Genomic DNA, 18,919 nt, shown 5'->3' on the forward strand with positions numbered 1-18,919 from the left:
TAAGGCAACATGAGTAATGTCTTGTTGCTGTAGCCATGCCTTTAAAGACAAAAGTTCAACTGTAGTAGCACCAAAAGTCTTGATTTGTCGCTCAACCCCTTGACGCATAATACAGGCTGTAACAGAGGCCTGATGCACATCAAGCCCGCAAGCTTTGATAACATCGCTTCTCATAATAATAAACTTTTAAATAAAATTAAAATGATTATAAACAGCCTCACAATTTTCATTCAGTAAAGTGAGCGCCGCTCATGGATATTTCATCGGCATCGACCACGACTTCGGAGTAAGGGCGGCTGACGCGGTTGTGATACAACCGTACATCTGGCCGATTGCCGGTACGTGGCAATCTTCTAGTTTTAGCTCTATCTTTCTTCGATTCGCATTACTCAGTCTCTATTTTATTTATGACTCGATAAAGTCTGTTCTGTTTTTAAATTAGTAACGTAGGCGCAGGAAGTCAGAAACTGACAGAACATAGCATTTTCCACCTTTTCTTTGGACTTTTCAAGTTTTCATTTTCAATTATTGAAGTCTTTGAAATTTTTATATAGTTGCTTTTCAACTTTTTATTTCTTGCACAGGGATAATGTATACCATCTGAAATTTTGTCCAGTTTTATCATGGTCTGAATACAGTTTAATCTGTTCATATTTTTCATAAAATCACCGCTTTTTCGAGCAAACACAAAGGGCCTAAAACAACTTAATTTGCCTCAACGTCGAGAGAATTTTTTGCATTATAATGAAAGAAAGGATGTCAAAAAATCCTTCAAGAACCATAGCTTCCTTTGCTGCAATATTGAATGATCTGATGTCTTTCGGAATACTACTAACTGCTTTGCTGTATTAGTTGCTAATTGATAACCTCCCGCATCATTTTTAATATTTCTTACCATTCAATTTAGACCGTGTTTTTTTAAAATGTACTTTCGCAAGTCTCCTGGAAATTCGTCACCCGTTGAAGGTTCAAGGGCGAACGATGAAAGATTTTTTTATAAAAATTGAAATCTGTTTTACCTGTTTTCGTTAGTTCTTTTAGGGTTAATTTAGACTGGCGGGTGAAAGAAAAAAGCACGTTTAATTCTGCAGAAAATCTCCTGCGTAGCTGTTGAAATACGGGATAGAGAATTAATCAAAATTTCAACTTTTCTAATCCCATAGTCATACCCAGCCATTCACCTTCCCATTGCTTTAAATGAGGGGTTTTTTCACTAGCAAGGGGGATAAATACCGGTAGCCCACAACTCTAATCTTTGATAAAGAATAACGGAACTTTCAAACGTTATCTACTGTATTAACTGCCCCAAACGGTCTGATGAATTTCCCTGTTGTCTCTTGTTCTTCGCAATGTATTTTCTAATTATTGGATACATCCCTATATCGCTATTCCTGATCCTGAATTTTATTGCATAATTCGGTTGTAAATAACCAAATCAGAAAGCGCTGTTTCCCTAACCTATCCTATTCACATGGAAACGCGAAATGGTTAAACTGTTTAGTAATAAATATTAGGAGAAGCGGATAAAATTCACTTCGTATAGTTACTCTTTCTCTTTGTCCAACGACCTTTTTAACATCGGGCTCTTTCCACCAATTTTACACAGTATGCGATGCCACAGGTGGAAATACTTATTTCGTGTGACAAGCAGTCTTATCGCAGGTCCAAACGATGGGGAAGCAGTTTGCAGCCGCATCAACGTTGGGCTACCGGGCTGTTGTTCGATAACTGCACTTTGCTCGAAGGCGGTATGGACTTTTTAAACCGCGGCGTTGCAGGCTCGGGAGATGGATGGACAATGGGTTGGGGTGTTGCCCCCAACATTGCTAAAACTTACATCATTCAAAATCCTCCCGGCGCAGCTAACTGGGCAATTGGTAATATTGGTTCGCGACTAAAAACTGCACGACTATTCGATTCCGCTCCCATATTAGAAGAAGGTTATTTCGATTCGCATGGTACGCCGGTTGCTCCTCAAAAAGCTCTACCTCGCACAGTTGCACGAACGTTTAGGTCAGCCCGCTTTAAATAATATTGGCTATGCTTCAAATACCGCAAGCATGTTTACAAATAAGTCATTAAAACCTTTGCCTCCGTTGCCTAAAGATACAGACCCCGTGATGGGAGAAAACCTTGCATTGCACCGACCAGTTTCAGCAAGCAACACCCGCGGAAACACAACCCAGTTTATACCCGAACGCGCATTAGATGGAAACCCTAAAACTTATTGGGCTACCAACGATAAAGTAACCACTGCAACCTTCGAACTCGACATGGAAAACCCTGTTGATGTTAACGCCGTAGAGCTCGCAGAGGTGATGGAACTCGGTCCACGCATACAAGCCTATAAAGTAGAAGGCCAGGTAAACAGCGACTGGAAACTATTATCTCAAGGCACAACCGTAGGTGCTCGTAAGGTTGACAAATTTCCAACAGAAACCGTGTGGAAAGTAAAGATTACCATTACCAAAGCAAGTGGATACGTAGCCTTGAAAAAGGTCGGGCTGTATTTGCAGAAGTAATTTTTGGGGACCAGCAGTAGTTTTTTATGGCGACATCGTTGTGTCACTCACTTGTACTGATGGTAGCCCCTGCAGCGAATACCTTTCGAGTAGCTTCTTGTAACTACCACTATTCGAATATGTTAATCTGGCAGAGAGGCTGTTGGCAGCATACTTTTTGTGTTATAAAACCCTTAAAATTAGTAATATGTCGGAATATCGAAACAGACATCTTGATTGTGTTTTAAAGTCCCATAATATTGAGAACAATGAGGATTTGATGACCGCTTATCGTAATAAAAGAGGTAAGGTGCGGGAAGATTTAAAAAAGAAGTTTGAAGGCGAGATATATCAGATTCTCCATTCCGGCTCTTACAAGAAATTTACTGCCGTAAATATTAAATTCGATATGGATCTTGTAGTTCCCTTTTCAAAAGATGAAGCCGATGCTCTAGAGAAGATCTATAATGATTTGTATAAATACTACGATACGGAATACAGAAAAAAAGACACGTCGCTATTAGAAGTAAAAGCGCAAAAGGTAGCTATAGGACTAACTTTTTTTGTGGATGGAAAACTACTCGATCTGGATATAGTTCCAGGAAGAGAAATAAATGATTATGAAAAAGATGGGGATCTTAATTTGTTTGTGAACGACAGGCGCAACGGGAACAGTAAGGCTACGACACTTAAGACTAATATTGAAAAACAGATTGATAATATTAGGAATAACTCTGTAGCACGAGAAACAATAAAGCTTTTTAAAATTTGGAAGCGCCGCAATAATGGACAAATAAAATCTTTTGTTATAGAGCTTATTGTAATTAAAGCACTTGAAGGATATGCAGGTGCATCGGATAGATGGTCAAAATTAAAGCATGTGCTTACCTACATTAGAGACAACATTAAGACTGTCCGTTTAGTTGATCCGGGAAACACTAATAATATTGTAAGCGACTCCCTTGAAGATTTTCAAAAAAACTCCATTTCTGAAACCAGCAAGTGGATGTTGGAAGACTTGGAGAAAAATGAGAAATCTATTGAACGGTATTTTCCTGTAAATACTGAATACCCCTGTAAGGAAGAAAATAAAAGCGCGTATATTATTGGCGCCAGCAAAAAACCTGATCAATTAAACGACGAAGACTTTGGATAATGATGATCTGCTTTTAATCAACCAGATTTTGCAGGCAACCTCGTGGATTAAGGTAACGAAAGAGGTTGCCAGACTAGAGTCGGGTGTAGGTGTTGCGGAGTTTCATATCCCAACTTCAAAAGAAACGCTAATTGTTAATGTGTTAATCTCGCCGGACTTTCCCTTGCAAGGGTTAATGTTTGTATGTACAAATATTTCAGGTTATAATCACCAGATGCATAACGGCAATCTTTGTCTAGTTGCAGCCCCAGCCGCAACAATTGCAGATAGATTGACACTAGAATTAGAAAAGCTTCAAAGATGGGTGGAAAAATATTACATTAATGAAGAATCCGATGAACACTATGAATACCTGACATTTAATAACCCTCAGCCAATTCCCTTTATTTTCGACGAGGATAGATTTAAGTCGCCCATCGTTCGTGATTATGGAAGTTTTACCTATGGTATACTCCAAGAGTATCAAAACAATGGGACCACTTCTGCATCCTACATTGTTCGAAATCTCGGCAATAGAGAAAGCAGGTGGTCGGAAAGTTTTAAAAAGAATGCTATCAAAGGTACATATGCAGGACTGTGGGTTAAATTAAACCAGCCACCCGTTATTTCGAGACGGCAAACAATAGAGGAATGGGTCGACCTCCTCAACTTATTCAATGCCTCGCAGATGACCGCCCTTTATGAAGCCTCTCTCAATTTTAAAAAAATTTCTGCTTTTAGTGATGGTTTTATTCTGGCGGTTGGTTATGATGTTCCGATAAATAATGATACCGAGGTTCATTGGGAGACTATATACGTAAAATATGAAAGCTTTCCCGTTGAAGTAATAAATCAAAAATTTCATCTACGCCTGGGCGCCGAGAAGACGATTCAGTGGTGTCAAACCTCAAATGCTAGCTACGAGAGAATGTTTGGAAGGGGGAAGCTTGGAAAACAACTGACAGACAAAAAAATACTCATAATTGGAGTGGGAGCTATTGGAAGTTGTTTCTTTAAAGCTCTTATTCGGGGTGGCTGTCGAAATATTACAATAAGTGACGGAGACCTTGTTGAACCGGGAAATGTTTGCCGTGCGGCACTTGACTTTACAAACTGCTACGCTTCAAAAGTATTCCACTTGTACAAACAGGGTATCGAAATCTCTCCCTTCACTGAAATAGAAATGTTGAACAATATTGAGCCAGTTCGTAAAGAGCATAAACTTTACCAAGAATTAAAAGCCAAATTAAGCAATTACGATTTTATTTTTGATTGCAGTACGGACAAATATCTTTCGATAATGTTGGATGAGATGGGAATTCCTGGACAAATTATTAATCTTTCAATCACGGACGAAGCAAAAGATTTAGCTGTAGTCACGGGGTATGGTAATATTCATTTGATAAAAAATGCATTATTTAATAGGATTTCAACAGGTAAGACCGAACAGTTCTTCGTAGGCACCGGATGCTGGAGCCCGACTTTTAGAGCATCCTTTGTCGATATAAACACATTATTAATGCTTGCTTTAGCTGAAATGAACAATCGATTTAAAAAAGATATACCGATAAATAGCTTTTTTGTGAAGAAATCACAAGTAGAAAGCCATCCTGCTACTTACTCAATTGACTATAATGTATAGAAGATACATTAATAGCGACGGCTTGGTCATAATGCTGCCCTACCAAATATTTGAAGAAATAAAAGTACAGGTAGCGAAATTTTATCCGGTTGAATGCGGTGGAATATTTGTCGGCAAACTATTAGATAACAACTCCGTACTGATTGTTGAAATTATGATGCCAGAAAAGTTTAAAAGTAATCGGTTCTGGTTTTACCGTATATCTGCTTTTCTAAACAATTGGCTATCCAACGTTTTCAAAAGAAATAATGGAGAGGTAATGTATTTAGGGGAATGGCACTCTCATTGTGACGCCCCTCCTTATCCCAGCAAAAAAGACTTAGGTTCGATGATCAGAATTGCTCAAAGCGAAAATGTAAGGATACAAACACCATTGATGCTTATAGTAGCCTACGACGGAAAGAATTATAACGAGCAGTTTTATATATTATTTGAAAACAAATTAATCCAGTATGCCAAACAAGATTGAACTAAAACAACTATTTAATGGATTGCAGAAACAAATGTCCGCACAACTTAATACTAACAGAGAATTTATTGAACATCCCGGTTCAAAGGGTGATTCGTTAGAAAACGCTTGGATCGAATGGTTGAGAAAATATTTGCCAAATAGATATTCAGTTGATAAAGCCATTGTAATAGATCACGAGGGTAGCATTAGCCACCAAATGGACATCGTGATATATGATAATTGGTTTACTCCATTCATTTTTTCTCAAAACGGTTTTTATTATATACCCGCTGAAGGAGTATATGCTGTATTTGAAGTTAAGCCAGACATACAAGGTAATGTAGATAAACAAAACTATATCGAATATGCAGGGGATAAAATTGAAAGTGTTAGGGTATTAAAACGGGAAGCAGCAAGTTTTATAAACGGAGGAAAAAAATTTGATGCGCGGCCATTAACGAAAATTGTAGGAGGCATTTTAACTAGCACAAATTCTTTTTCACATAAAAACAATAACACTCTGGTGGGTCATATTCAATCTTTGCAAAACTTAAAAACTATCGACTTGGGTTGCATTGCAGATTACGGAAGTTTTTATGTTGACTATAAGCCAAATGAAGAAATCGAAAAGGTTGGGCAAGATGCTTACTTAGAGTTCTACCAAAAGAGGAAATTTAGTTCTGTTGAGTTTAGCAAACCGGAACATTCTATGGTCACATTTTTTATGCAGTTGACAAGATATCTACAACAGGCAATAGGAACAATTCCTGCAATCAATTTGAACGCGTACTTAAAAAGTATAGGTGAAGAAGTTGATGAACAAATTTAAAAAATTGCTTTTGTCACAAAACTTCGATAGCTATTGCTGTCGTTAGCTATCGAAGTTCTATCATTTTGTCGCGAAGCCTTAGGTGGAAGAAAGATTTTCGATCTTCCTCTCTAGATCAGATACTTTTTGAGTTAACAAGTCCGAAATTCGTGCCAGTTCGCTTTGCAAGTGTCCTGTTCTGTCTTTTAAAAGGGCCACAGACCTTTCCAATTGATGTACATTTTCCTTAAGTTTTTCCACTTCAGTTTGATCCGCCATTTCTGTTATTTTTAATGCAAATATAAAAAAATCCTTCCCTGCTGTACGCAATGACGAAGCATAGGCGGACGTACAGTGAGTGACACAACGATGATGAGTAATGTTACTTATGCTGGTAACATAAACAACACTTCGACAAGCTTAGTGTGATAAACGGGTACAGGTCAGTGTTACAAAGAAAAACAAATGTCATTGCGAGGAGGAACGAAGCAATCTGCTTAAAGAAAGTAGATTGCTTCGTTCCTCCTCACAATGACGAAGGATAGGCGAACGTACAAGTGCTCTTCCACAACGATGATGAGTAATGTTACTTATGCTGGTAACATAAACACTTCGACAGGCTCAGTGTGACAAGTAACAGGCTCAGTGTGACAAACAAGCGAGCTCAGTGTGACACATAATAAAATCAGAGTGACAAATAACAGGCAAGTAACAAGCATGTCAGGCTGAGCTTGATGAAGCCTTGATGAACAGCGTTAGTATGATGAGCAACACTTCGACAAGCTCGGTTTCGACAGGCTCAATCTGACATTGTATTGTTATACCGGCACTATTGTATAGGTCTTTCCTTTCTGGGTTTTAAAATCAATTACGTAGCCTTTGTCGGTGTTAATCTGCTGCAACTTTGCGCTTGGATTTTTTATGTAAGCGGATTTGCCGTAAGCGGTATTTAATGGATTGGGATTGTCGCCGGTTGCAGGGGTAGATTTAGTTTCAACCACTTTGACGGGACCAGTTGCTCGTAAACGACAGTTGCCACCTAAAGCAGCATATATCTTGCTTTGAACAAGCCTGCCATCTTTCCAGTTAATATCAATTGTAAAATTGCCTCTTGCCTTAATGCCTTTTATAGAACCTGTTTGCCAAGCAGCAGGCAACGCTGGTAGCAATGAAATTTGTCCGTCGTGACTTTGCAAAAGCATTTCGGTAATGCCGGCTGTTGCACCAAAGTTTCCATCAATTTGAAAAGGCGGATGTGCATCAAAAAGGTTGGGATAAGTGCCACTACCGCCCATCACCTCACGCTTTTCGTTAGGGTCGATATAGGTGAAAGCTGAACTTAGAATTTTATAAGCATGTTCACCATCGTGCAACCGTGCCCACCAGTTTATCTTCCACGCCATAGACCAACCAGTACTAACATCGCCACGATGACTGAGCAATTGTTTTGCGAAGGAGTTATTCCTGTCTATATTTTGAACAGGAAATATATAAAAGCACGAAGTAAATTTGAAGTCGCTTCGGCCCAATCCTAAAGGTATTAGGCATGATTTATCACAAAATCTTAAAGTGAGCGAGTTATGATGAAGTATAGTGACAAAGCAGTAATGAAGGCTGTTGCAATATGTTACAAACCGTACCTAAAACCGGAAGAAGCTATGATTTATTGTAACCTTGGCCGCACTCAGCTTGCGAAGAAATGTGAGGAATATGGCATATTTAAAAATAACAACGGATATTATAAAAAAGAAGACCTTGATCTTATATTATCAGCCGCTCCTACAAAATACGATGACGCTGCGAAGAAGCTTAAACTATAAAGTAGGAAGCTTCTTAATAGCTTCTTTAGCACTATCCTGCAAGTACCTTTTATAAGTTTGTTGAACATATTTTGTTGTCGTATGACCAAGCATACCTGCAACGGTTGCCAGATCAATACCTTTTTGTTGAAGTAAAACAGAAAAACTGTGGCGAGCACAGTGCCAGGTAATGTGCTTGTCCAGTTTAGCATCCAATGCCCATTTACCCAAAACTTTGTTTGCACCGTCCTGAGTCGGCAAATGAAAAACGAAACCTTCTTTTCTTTCACCCGCTATTTGTAAGGCTATTTCATGTAACGGTACTTCAAGCCGTACACCCGTTTTAACTTGTACGAGTACAATAGAATGTTCCTTAACATTTTCCCACTTTAAAGGCTTGACGTCTGCCCATCGCAATCCTGTATACAGAGAAAAAACAAAGCCTTTTTTTACTTCGTAATTGGTGCATGGGGTGTTCATCAATCTAATATAATCGTCTTCTGTGAGGATCTCTTTTAGGTGTTTGTTTTTATTTGACTTGGCAACTACATCTTCTGATGGATTGATTCTGAAATATCCATCTTTTTTTGCAGCTTTTAACACGCGTTTAAAGCGCATAAAGTAGTTAGCGGGAGTTTCCCCATTATATTTTATTAGCAAATAGTTTCGAAATCCTTCGCACAAATTTTCGGTAATATCAATGGCAGAAATAAAATCTTTCTTAAGAAAGTTCTTGAACGCCGTAAGGCTCGTTTCTAAATGTCGGTTTCCAGCCTTTCGGTTCGCCTTGATATAATCAGAATAGTAATCCAGGAAGTTTGCTTTGAGTTTATGCTGCGGAACGTATGAAGAATTTATTGATTGCTGGTCGAGCACCATCTGCGACCTCTTCGTATCCAGAATTATAAGCGCTTCTTTATTATGGTTTTTCTCTACCTGATTCCTTGGCTTTATCCAACTAAAAATTCCAGTAGCTTTCCGTTGCCCGGTGGACTTACCCCATTCTAAATAGTACCAAAGCTTTTTATTGTCTCTCGACGGCTTGGACGAAATATTTATATTCATATTACAAATATAAAAAAGTGTTCGCCAACCTGTTCGCCGTTTGTTCGCCATAATAGGAGGTAGAAAGCGAAAAAAAGCGGTAAAAAATGACGAACGGGAAACAAAAAACCCTTGTAAATCAATGATATTCAAAGAAGTACAAGGGTTATCAAGTGCCCAAGACTGGATTCGAACCAGCACATCCTTTCGAACGCTGCGACCTGAACACAGTGCGTCTACCAATTTCGCCACTTGGGCAGTCTTTTTATTCTAAAACTGCAGAAGCTGCAAATATAGAAAAAGATATAGCAAACTCAAATAACCTTTGATGCAAGACCTTCTATGTCTTAGGTATCTCGCCTGCCACACAAATAATGGCACTGCCCCATGGCAATATTATTGCATCTTACATTTCAAAATTATTGCTTTTAATTAATTTTTAATCATACTAATATGGAACTAAGTAAAGACCAGTTTCCTGTTGTTGTTCAGGCTTTCGAAATTACTGACAATAAAGAGTTTTTTGTGGCTGAACAAGTGGTTAACAGCCAGGCAGAAGTGGAAACCTTTTCAACCCGCTACTCAGGTAAAGTGATTAAAGCAAGAGCATTAAATTCAACAGAAGTTAACCAAAACAGAACTGTATATTCAAAACAGCGAAAAACCCCGATCGGTACTATTTTGCTGATAATACTTATTATTATTATTGTTTTAATAGCTATTGGTTATTATACAGGTTGGATACAAAAAACGTTTGGAATAGGTATGTAATTAGTTTATATAAAGTGCGATGAGTGTAAAAAAATTATGTTCTTTTCACTTGATCATTATTTATAAAACGTACTAATTGAAATATATTCTTATCTTATCCCAATATTAATGCATCTGCATTTATAAATATTCTTGCCTAATTTTGTTTCTATAAGTCATGGTTGCTGTAAAGTCAGAACCTGCTTCTTAAAAATAATGTATCTAAGGAGGGCTAAAAAGATTAGTTTATAATTTTTTTAGTATAAAAGGACAACTATTCATCTTAAAGAGAAATGTAAAATTCAGGAGCAACTGTAGAAATATTAAGTTCAGCCTTTCTATCCACAACCTTTTCACACTCTTTTTTTCATATTTCGATTCCCAAGGCATTTGAACTAAGTTCGCAGTTATAAATTGTGTGAAGTGAGATTAAAGTCATTAGAAATCAAGGGGTTTAAGAGTTTTGCCGATAAAACGGTGGTGAACTTTGACGAGGGTATTACCGGAATCATTGGACCGAACGGTTGCGGCAAGAGCAATATTATTGACAGTATCAGGTGGGTTATTGGCGAGCAAAAGATTAGTGCGTTGCGAAGCGAAAACCTTGAGGCGTTGGTTTTTAACGGCAGCCGAACACGTAGTGCAAGCGGTCTTGCTGAGGTAAGCCTGACTTTTGAGAATACAAAAAACCTTCTGCCAACAGAATTCAGCACCGTAACTGTAACTCGTAAATTTTATAAAAATGGCGACAGTGAGTATCGCTTGAACGATGTTAGTTGTCGTATGAAAGATATTCATAACCTTTTTATGGATACGGGTGTAAGTACCGACAGTTATGCTATTATAGAATTGGGGATGGTCGACGATATCATTCGTGATAAGGAAAACAGCCGCCGGCGTATGCTAGAGCAGGCGGCCGGTATTACCATTTACAAAACCCGTAAAAAAGAGGCGAAGGCAAAATTGGATGCCACCGAGGGAGACCTTAATCGTATAGAGGATTTATTGTTTGAAATCAATAATCAGTTAAAAACTCTTGAGAACCAGGCGAAAAAGGCGGAGAAGTACTACGAGATAAAGAAGGATTATAAAGAGATCTCTGTCGAGTTGGCAAAGGCTTCGCTGGAAGGTTTTAATGATACTTACCGGGAACTAAACGAACAACAGGAAACTGAGACAGACAAAAAAATACGTCTTGAGGCAGAGATTGCTACTGAAGAAGCAGTAATTGAACAGGAAAAAGTAGGTTTTATTGAGAAAGAAAGAGCGTTGCAAAGTTTGCAGCACGAGTTTAACGACCTGGTGCAGAAGCTCAGAACGCATGAAAATGAAAAGAAACTTGCGACGCAAAAGCTGCAATACCTTAAGGAAAAGGAAAGCAGTATTAAAGCGTTTCTTGAAAGAGCGCAAGGTCAGTTAATTGGTATTGATGAATCAATTGAGTTTACTGTACAACAGTTAAGTGACGAGGAAGGAAAGCTCGGTAACCTTCAGCAGCAGTTGGATGAGATGAAAATGGATGTAGCGGTTAAACGCCAGGTGTTTGATGACAAACGTGTCACGATCGACCAGTTGCGCCGACAATACCAGGAGATTCAACGGAAACAGTTTGATGCAGAAAAGAAAGTGGCGGTTGCTGATGCATCTATTCAAAACCTTCAAAGGGGGTTGACGCAATTGAATGATGAAAGGCAACAGCGTGAAGGCCAGTTGAAACAATTGGAAGAACAACGCATTGATAAAGAGCATGAATTGGAGGATAAGAGGGTAGATCTCCGCCAATTGCAGGAGCAGCATGAAGCTACAAAGCAGCAGATCCTTGAGACACAGCAAAAGATGGAAGGGTTACGTAACAAACTTGCTGAGGAAAACCGCAAGCTGGATGCAAAACGCAACGAACACGCTTTACTGAAGAGTTTGATTGACAAAATGGAAGGCTACCCGGAGAGTGTAAAGTTTCTGCACAAAAACCCAAAATGGAATCATACCTCGCCTATTCTGTCGGATATTATCTACGTAAAAGAAGAATATCGTGCGGCAGTTGAAAATGTTCTTGAGCCTTATCTTAATTATTACGTAGTAAATGACCTCGAAGAAGGTATGCAGGCCGTTTATCTTTTAGATGCGAATCAAAAAGGCAAAGCAAATTTCTTTTTGTTAGATAGCGTTAATAATTATAAAAAAGTCGAAGAGCATCAACCTGCAAATACTATACGTGCGCTTGACCTCATTGAGGTAGAAGATAAATATAAGCACCTTGCTGAATACCTTTTGTGCAATGTTTACATTGCCGAAGGAGAAGACGCATTGCAGGACAGCAACGGCAGTATCGTTCTTGAAAAGCACGGCAAGTTTGTAAAAGGAAAGTTTTCATTAAGCGGTGGAAGTGTAGGCTTGTTTGAAGGAAAGAAAATAGGTCGTGCTAAAAACCTGGAAAAATTACATGAACAAATAGTTGCACAGGAAGCGGTTGTTAATGGTTTAAAAGCTGATATACAGGCCCGGCACAATGAAGTGATTGTTTACAACGACCAGTTAAAAGAGAATGTTATCAAACAAACTCAACAGGAAATAAACAACCTTACTAACCAATTGTTTGCATTGCAGAATAAGATTGAAAATTTTAATGCGATGCAAAACAGTAGTAAGAAAAAGCTGGATGAACTGGAAGAAAACCTTGAGGTTAACCAGGATTCCATTGCTGATGTGAGAGAGCAACTTACTAACCTGAATGAGCAGTTGCAGAGTTCTGCCAATGACATGAAGCTGCAAGAACAGGATTATAAGCTAGCCGAACAGGATTATAGCGAAGTGAACAGGCAGTTCAATGAAAGCAATCTTCAGTTTACCCGTCAGCAAAGTAAAATATCTGCTTTAAAAACAGAGCTCCAATTCAAGCGCAACCAGTTAAATGATTTAAACCAGCAAATTGGGAATAATGAGATTCAATTAAAAGAGGCAACAAACAACATAGCTGAAAATGAAGCAACATTAAATGATAATGATGAATTTCTTGTCAATTTAATGAGAATGAAAGATGATGAAGAGAAAAAGCTGAATGAGGCAGACCAGGCTTATTACAACCTGCGGAATGCGCTCGGTGGTAAGGAAAGTGAGTTACGTCATAAAGTAAAAAGCAAGGAAATAATTGACCATATTCTTACCGAAATAAAAGACAAGCTCAACGAATTAAAGCTTCAGCTTGCTGGTATGAAGGAAAGGCTGAACGTAGAGTTTAAGATAAACCTCGATCAAATTATTGATCAGCCTCGTTCGACCGAAACCCCTGTTCCTGATTTGGAGGCTGCCTCGGAGAGAATGAAGAAGAGGCTTGAAAATATGGGAGAGGTGAACCCGACGGCCATTGAAGCCTTCCAGGAAATGAAGAAACGGTATGACTTTATCGTCGAGCAGAAGAACGACCTTGTGAATGCAAAAGACAGCTTATTACAGACAATCCAGGAAGTAGAAACTACAGCCAACCAAAAGTTTTTAGATACATTTAACCAGGTAAGGGAGAATTTTCAGAAGGTATTCAAATCGCTGTTTACAGAAGAAGATCAGGGTGATTTGATTCTTGTTGACCCATCTAATATTGCTGAAAGTGGCATTGATATTATTGCAAAACCCAAAGGCAAACGGCCAAGCAGCATTGGTCAGTTGAGTGGGGGAGAAAAGACTTTAACGGCAACCGCGCTGTTGTTTTCTATCTACCTGATTAAACCTGCTCCTTTTTGTATCCTCGATGAAGTAGATGCGCCATTGGATGATGCAAATGTGGGCAAGTTCACTAAAATGATACAGCAGTTTAGTGAGAACTCACAGTTCATTATTGTCACTCATAATAAACAGACAATGAGTACGGTAGATGTAATTTACGGTGTGACTATGCAGGAGCCGGGCGTAAGTAAGCTGGTACCCGTTGATTTTAGGGGATTGGTAGATACGCCTGCCTCTACAAAAAAGGTTACGGTAGGATAATAAAAAGCAGCTGGTTGGGTAATATTGTCAAACGCTGGGTGAATGATAGAAAATTATAGTAAAAAAATTGACTTGATAGAATGCCCACGTGATGCAATGCAGGGCTGGAAATCTTTTATTCCAACTAAAAAAAAGGTTCAATATTTAACCAGCTTGTTAAAGGTTGGGTTTCATACGCTTGATTGTGGCAGTTTTGTATCTCCAAAAGCAATTCCTCAAATGGCTGATACAAAGGAAGTAATAAGCCAATTGTCTTTAGAAGGCATAAAAACAAAATTGCTTGTAATTGTTGCTAATCTTCGTGGCGCCCAGGAAGCGGTTACATATGATAATATAACTTACCTCGGTTTCCCTTTTTCTATCTCCCCAACCTTTCAATTACGAAATGCAAACAGCACGATTGAAGAAAGTGTACAAAGAGTAGATGACATACAAAACCTTTGCTTTAAAAATAATAAGCAGTTGGTTGTTTACCTCAGCATGGGCTTCGGCAATCCCTACGGGGATGAGTACAATGATGAAATATTATTGTATTGGGCTGATGAAATGGTAAAAAGAGATATTGGGATTATATCACTTGCGGATACGGTAGGAGTGGCAACTCCCGGCCAGATTGATTTTGCATTAAATACATTAATACCAACATATCCACAAGCTACATTTGGAGTGCACCTGCATTCAACCACTGCTAACTGGTTACAAAAACTGGAAGCTGCTGTAGCCGCAGGATGTAAAAGATTTGATGGCGCTCTAAGAGGTATTGGCGGTTGCCCTATGGCCTCTGACGACCTTGTCGGAAATATGAATACAGAATGGATGATTGATTATTTTAAAAATTACAATTTACTTCCTTCCATCAATGAAGAAGCTATGCATGAATCTTTGAGATTAGCGGAAGAAATATTTGTATAATAAACTGCGCTTTTGTCGCTTTATTTCTTCGCTATAATAAAAATAAAAATTTGCATTATAAATGTTTAAAAGCTATTTCAGCTTTTAAACATTACCGACCTCCTTTACACAGGTATCAAAACCTTCCCCTGCCTATCTTTGGGCAGCGTGTCCTGCATTTTTTTTTAAAATTTTAACCTCTTTAATGTTATTTATGAGAAGATTTTTATTTGCTATTCTGGCCTTTCTTACAATAAACAATTTTACAGTCGCCCAAGGCAAACTAAAAGCGATAAAGGCAGGTAAAGTAATAGATGTTGTTAATGGAACAGTTCTTACAAACCAGGTAATCTTAATTGACAGCAACATGATCACCGACATAGGTTCTGCGTTATCTATACCTGCCAATGCTGAAGTTATTGACCTCAGTAACGCAGTTGTATTGCCTGGTCTTATCGATTGTCACACACATCTTACCAGTCAGCCGAGTGGAGATTATTATGGCGATATTTTTCGCAAATCACCTATTGATATTGCTGTTACTGCACACATTTACGCAAAGCGTACTCTTGAGGCAGGTTTTACCAGTTGCCGTGATGTAGGAGCACCGGCTTTTGTAGATGTTGCATTAAGAAATGCTATTAACAACGGCGAAGTAGAAGGTCCTCATATGGAAGTTGCCACACTGTTTATTGGTTCTACAGGGAGCCATGGAGATTTAAATGGTTTTTCGCCATTTCTCGATTGGCAAATGCCAAAGCAAATGAGTGGTGTTGCTAATGGTGTAGATGAACTAAGAAAACAGGTAAGGTACAATATAAAATATGGCGCAGATGTGATTAAGTTTGGAGCGAGCGCAGGCGTTTTGTCTGAAGAAGAAAGTGTAGGCGGGCCGCAGTTTTCGCAGGAGGAGATGAATGCAATAGTTAGTGAAGCCAAAATGTGGGGAAGAAAAGCCTGTGCTCATGCTCATGGAGCTGAGGCTATTAAAATGGCTGTAAAGGCGGGTGTCGCATCTATTGAACATGGTAGTCTTGTTGATGATGAAGGCATTAAATTAATGAAGCAAAATGGTACATACCTCGTTTCCGATATTTATGATGACGATTATATTTTAAGTGAATATTCCAAACTCGGCTATCCCGAAAAAATAATTAATAAAGAAAAAATGGTAGGAAAACTGCAAAGGGAAAACTTTGAAAAGGCGGTAAAAGCAGGAGTGAAAATAGCATTCGGAACAGATGCGGGCGTATACCCGCATGGCTGGAATGCGAAACAATTTTTTTATATGGTAAAATTTGGTTTAACTCCTATGCAAGCTATCCAGTCATCAACAATCAATGCGGCCGACTTGCTCGGTTGGAAAGAAAAAGCAGGATCAATAACTAAAGGTAAATGGGCTGATTTGATAGCTGTTGAAAACAATCCTTTAAATGACATAACGGTTTTAGAACATGTAAAGTTTGTTATGAAAGATGGAACAGTTTACAAGAATGAATTAAAACATTGAAAAACAAAATAACTATTAGAGGCTGACGAAAGAAACTCAGATAAACTCCAACAGTACAATTGATTTTACAGTAAATAATAAAAATATACACATTGCTTTTAAACAATTAAAAATATATAGAAAAAAAGTTAAATTTGATAATTGTTAATCTTTTAAATTGTTTATTATGCAAATAGTAAAGGTTATTGAAATCATTTCAATTTCAGATAAAGGAATTGAAGATGCAATACACAATGCGGTAACGCAAACTTCTAAGACCATCCATAATATAGACTCTGTTTATGTTAAGGAGATAAAAGCACATGTAAAAGATGGAAAAGTCACTACGTTTGGAGTTGATTGCCAGATTTCTTTTAGGGTCGATTCGACACAATAAGTTATTCCGTGTATTCCCTTCAAAGCTGTTGTAATCAAAAAATTGCAACAGCTTTTTTACTATGGAATGTATTATTTACGGTAATCTTTCGACGGTCTCATCTTCTGAAAATTTCAGTTAATGCCTTAGGTTTGTAACCATGAATTTACAACTAAATCGAATTTCTTTTGGTAATCCGGCTGACAATGGAAATGTTTTAACCCCGCAGGAAGCGGAAGCGTTATTGAACAAATGGGTTTTGAACGACCGTTTGAAATTGCACATGAAGCAGGTGGGTTTTCTTATGAAATGCTGGGCAAAAGAAAAAGAGCAGTTGAGTGAAGATGATCAATGGAGATGGGAACTGGCAGGCTTGCTGCATGATGCAGACTGGGATCAATGGCCCGAAGAGCATTGCAGAAAAATAATAGAAGAACTGGAAACAAGACAGGTAGATCCTGAAATTATAAGGGCAATAGCATCGCATGGGCCGGCACATTTTGGAGTACAGCCTGAAACTAAAATGGATAAAATGTTGTATGCCTTTGATGAGTTAAGCGGCCTGATACATGCCTACTCTCTTATGCGCCCAAATGGATATGAAGGAATGGATGTAAAAGGTGTAAAAAAACGTGTAAAGGAAAAAGCTTTTGCAGCCAGCGTATCAAGAGATGAAATAAATGACGCATTGAACCGCGCAGCAATATCAATGGATGAGCTGATAAATTTTATTGTAAAACGGCAGGGAAATGTTTCCGTATGATAGAGAAAAACTGCTATTTCTTTTGAATATTAAACTGATGAAGGCCGTTTTCTACAGAATAAGTAATGGATAAGTTGTGCGTGTCACATATTCTTTTAACTATAGCAAGCCCAAGACCATTTGAGGTGTCTGCACTATTTTTTGATTTATTAAAGCGTTTAAATAATTGCTGCGAATCTATAGGCGGCAGATTACTTGTATTGCTGATTTGATATCTATTATTATGTACTGAAATTATAATTTTTCCTCCAGAGTAATTATACTTAACAGCATTTCCTAGTAGGTTACTTATCAGGGAGTCTGCAAGAAATGGATGCAGGTTTAATATAAAGTCTTTCTCAAAATTTGTTTTTGTTATAATTTGTTTGTCTTTAATAAGCTCGTCAAATAATTTCAGATATTTTTTTGTAATGTCCGTCAGGTTGTTCGTTTCATTTGTTTCATACTGGTTGTTCTCAATTTTGGCCAATAACAGCAATGACTGGTTTAATTTGCTTAAACGACTCAAGGCCATGCTAGCATCCATGATAGATTGTACCTGGTTGTCGGTGAGGTTGCTGTCCTGCAGCAGTAACTCCATTTTGCTTTGCACGACTGCAAGAGGAGTTTGCATTTCGTGGGCAGCATTTTCGGTAAACTCTTTCATATTTACGTAGTCATTATGAATTTTTGTAGTCATTGAATTAAGAGATGCATTTAATTCATTAAATTCTTCGATTGCCGTTTTTTCAAATCGTATCGCTTCCATCTTTTGCAGTTCTGCATTTCTTATTTTTTCAAGAGAATTTCTAAAGGGTTTCCAAAGCCTTGTACTTATAAACCAGTTGAAAAGTATAGTTGTAGCAAACAGCCCTATGAATACAAAGAACATTATTCGTGTAATATTTACTTCAAGTGCGGATTTTTGCTCCTGCGATTTGCGAATGATTATTTGGTAAGGAACGCCGTTTACGGGAACTATGTGTGATAATTGCCGAAAAGGAATTTTATTATTGGCTTTTGTATCATAAATGTCCTGTATCGTAGGGTATGTAGCAACGGGGGCATTTACAGGGTAAATTAACAGTTCAGGAGTTCTTAAAATAAAGGTTGTACCGTTATCAGATTCATTTTGCAGGTATCTTATCCATTGCACTTCTTCAGCTACCAGTTCCTCATCCATTCTGTGATCTAGTTCTTTGCTAAATTGCATGAATAAATAAATTCCTGCCACTACAAGCAGGGGAACCATTGCGATTAAAAAATATAATGTGGTTTTTGTAAGCAGCTTCATAATCCGTTTTTTATCT

Annotated in this window: 17 protein-coding genes and 1 tRNA gene; 13 read left to right on the forward strand and 5 right to left on the reverse strand. The window is 38.1% G+C overall.

Annotated features, from left to right (window positions below; genetic code table 11):
- Positions 1-1,612 precede the first annotated feature (1,612 nt).
- The 6 genes from B154_RS32170 to B154_RS0105330 all read left to right on the forward strand — a co-directional run bounded on the left by B154_RS32170 (position 1,613) and on the right by B154_RS0105330 (position 6,558).
- A complete protein-coding gene (locus tag B154_RS32170; RefSeq protein WP_026259983.1) occupies positions 1,613-2,032 on the forward strand; it encodes a hypothetical protein in 420 nt (139 codons plus the stop codon).
- The gene (locus B154_RS0105310) at positions 1,998-2,522 is read left to right on the forward strand and encodes a discoidin domain-containing protein (protein ID WP_018612321.1); all 525 of its coding nucleotides are present in this window, start codon (positions 1,998-2,000) and stop codon (positions 2,520-2,522) included. Before B154_RS32170 ends, B154_RS0105310 begins: the two co-directional genes overlap by 35 nt.
- 187 nt (positions 2,523-2,709) lie before the next feature.
- Positions 2,710-3,657, forward strand: coding sequence for a nucleotidyltransferase family protein (locus B154_RS0105315; protein ID WP_018612324.1), 948 nt, complete (start codon positions 2,710-2,712; stop codon positions 3,655-3,657).
- Entirely contained in the window at positions 3,650-5,278 is a 1,629-nt protein-coding gene (locus B154_RS0105320; protein ID WP_018612325.1) for a ThiF family adenylyltransferase, read from the forward strand. The genes B154_RS0105315 and B154_RS0105320 overlap by 8 nt, the downstream gene beginning before the upstream one ends.
- Complete coding sequence (locus tag B154_RS0105325; protein WP_018612327.1) at positions 5,271-5,747, forward strand: M67 family metallopeptidase; 477 nt, start codon at positions 5,271-5,273, stop codon at positions 5,745-5,747. Before B154_RS0105320 ends, B154_RS0105325 begins: the two co-directional genes overlap by 8 nt.
- Positions 5,731-6,558 (forward strand): DUF6602 domain-containing protein, encoded by an 828-nt coding sequence (locus B154_RS0105330; protein WP_018612328.1) that lies wholly within the window; start codon positions 5,731-5,733, stop codon positions 6,556-6,558. The genes B154_RS0105325 and B154_RS0105330 overlap by 17 nt, the downstream gene beginning before the upstream one ends.
- Before the next feature lie 78 nt (positions 6,559-6,636).
- Here B154_RS0105330 and B154_RS0105335 read toward each other — a convergent pair whose 3' ends face one another.
- Both B154_RS0105335 and B154_RS0105340 read right to left on the reverse strand, forming a co-directional pair.
- The gene (locus tag B154_RS0105335) at positions 6,637-6,816 is read right to left on the reverse strand and encodes a hypothetical protein (RefSeq protein ID WP_018612330.1); all 180 of its coding nucleotides are present in this window, start codon (positions 6,814-6,816) and stop codon (positions 6,637-6,639) included.
- A gap of 539 nt (positions 6,817-7,355) precedes the next feature.
- Positions 7,356-8,066 carry a glycosyl hydrolase family 95 catalytic domain-containing protein gene (locus tag B154_RS0105340; protein ID WP_157580483.1) on the reverse strand — a complete coding sequence of 237 codons (711 nt, stop codon included), beginning with the start codon at positions 8,064-8,066 and terminating at the stop codon, positions 7,356-7,358.
- A 51-nt stretch (positions 8,067-8,117) separates the two neighbouring features.
- Here B154_RS0105340 and B154_RS0105345 point away from each other — a divergent pair, with 51 nt between their 5' ends.
- Positions 8,118-8,357, forward strand: a complete 240-nt coding sequence (locus B154_RS0105345) for a hypothetical protein (protein WP_018612334.1) — start codon at positions 8,118-8,120, stop codon at positions 8,355-8,357.
- Here B154_RS0105345 and B154_RS31275 read toward each other — a convergent pair.
- Together B154_RS31275 and B154_RS0105355 are read right to left on the reverse strand one after the other, a co-directional pair.
- The gene (locus tag B154_RS31275; protein WP_026259986.1) at positions 8,352-9,401 is read right to left on the reverse strand and encodes a site-specific integrase; all 1,050 of its coding nucleotides are present in this window, start codon (positions 9,399-9,401) and stop codon (positions 8,352-8,354) included. The genes B154_RS0105345 and B154_RS31275 overlap by 6 nt on opposite strands.
- 153 nt (positions 9,402-9,554) lie before the next feature.
- Positions 9,555-9,638, reverse strand: a tRNA-Leu gene (locus B154_RS0105355).
- Positions 9,639-9,833: 195 nt separating this feature from the next.
- Here B154_RS0105355 and B154_RS0105360 point away from each other — a divergent pair.
- The 6 genes from B154_RS0105360 to B154_RS0105385 all read left to right on the forward strand — a co-directional run bounded on the left by B154_RS0105360 (position 9,834) and on the right by B154_RS0105385 (position 17,630).
- Complete coding sequence (locus B154_RS0105360; RefSeq protein ID WP_018612337.1) at positions 9,834-10,151, forward strand: hypothetical protein; 318 nt, start codon at positions 9,834-9,836, stop codon at positions 10,149-10,151.
- Positions 10,152-10,553: 402 nt separating this feature from the next.
- Complete coding sequence (gene smc, locus B154_RS0105365; protein WP_026259987.1) at positions 10,554-14,111, forward strand: chromosome segregation protein SMC; 3,558 nt, start codon at positions 10,554-10,556, stop codon at positions 14,109-14,111.
- Between the two features lie 42 nt (positions 14,112-14,153).
- On the forward strand, positions 14,154-15,023 hold the full coding sequence (locus tag B154_RS0105370) for a beta/alpha barrel domain-containing protein (RefSeq protein WP_018612341.1): 870 nt from the start codon (positions 14,154-14,156) through the stop codon (positions 15,021-15,023).
- Between the two features lie 193 nt (positions 15,024-15,216).
- Positions 15,217-16,512: a Xaa-Pro dipeptidase gene (locus B154_RS0105375; protein WP_071595260.1), complete on the forward strand. Its 1,296-nt coding sequence runs from the start codon at positions 15,217-15,219 to the stop codon at positions 16,510-16,512.
- Between the two features lie 166 nt (positions 16,513-16,678).
- Positions 16,679-16,888 (forward strand): dodecin family protein, encoded by a 210-nt coding sequence (locus B154_RS0105380; RefSeq protein ID WP_018612344.1) that lies wholly within the window; start codon positions 16,679-16,681, stop codon positions 16,886-16,888.
- Between the two features lie 139 nt (positions 16,889-17,027).
- Positions 17,028-17,630 (forward strand): hypothetical protein, encoded by a 603-nt coding sequence (locus tag B154_RS0105385; RefSeq protein WP_018612346.1) that lies wholly within the window; start codon positions 17,028-17,030, stop codon positions 17,628-17,630.
- Between the two features lie 13 nt (positions 17,631-17,643).
- On the opposite strand, the gene B154_RS0105390 is transcribed toward B154_RS0105385, so the two are convergent.
- Positions 17,644-18,903, reverse strand: a complete 1,260-nt coding sequence (locus tag B154_RS0105390; protein ID WP_018612348.1) for a sensor histidine kinase — start codon at positions 18,901-18,903, stop codon at positions 17,644-17,646.
- Positions 18,904-18,919: the final 16 nt, after the last annotated feature.

It is taken from the genome of Segetibacter koreensis DSM 18137, assembly GCF_000374045.1.
Lineage (GTDB): Bacteria > Bacteroidota > Bacteroidia > Chitinophagales > Chitinophagaceae > Segetibacter > Segetibacter koreensis.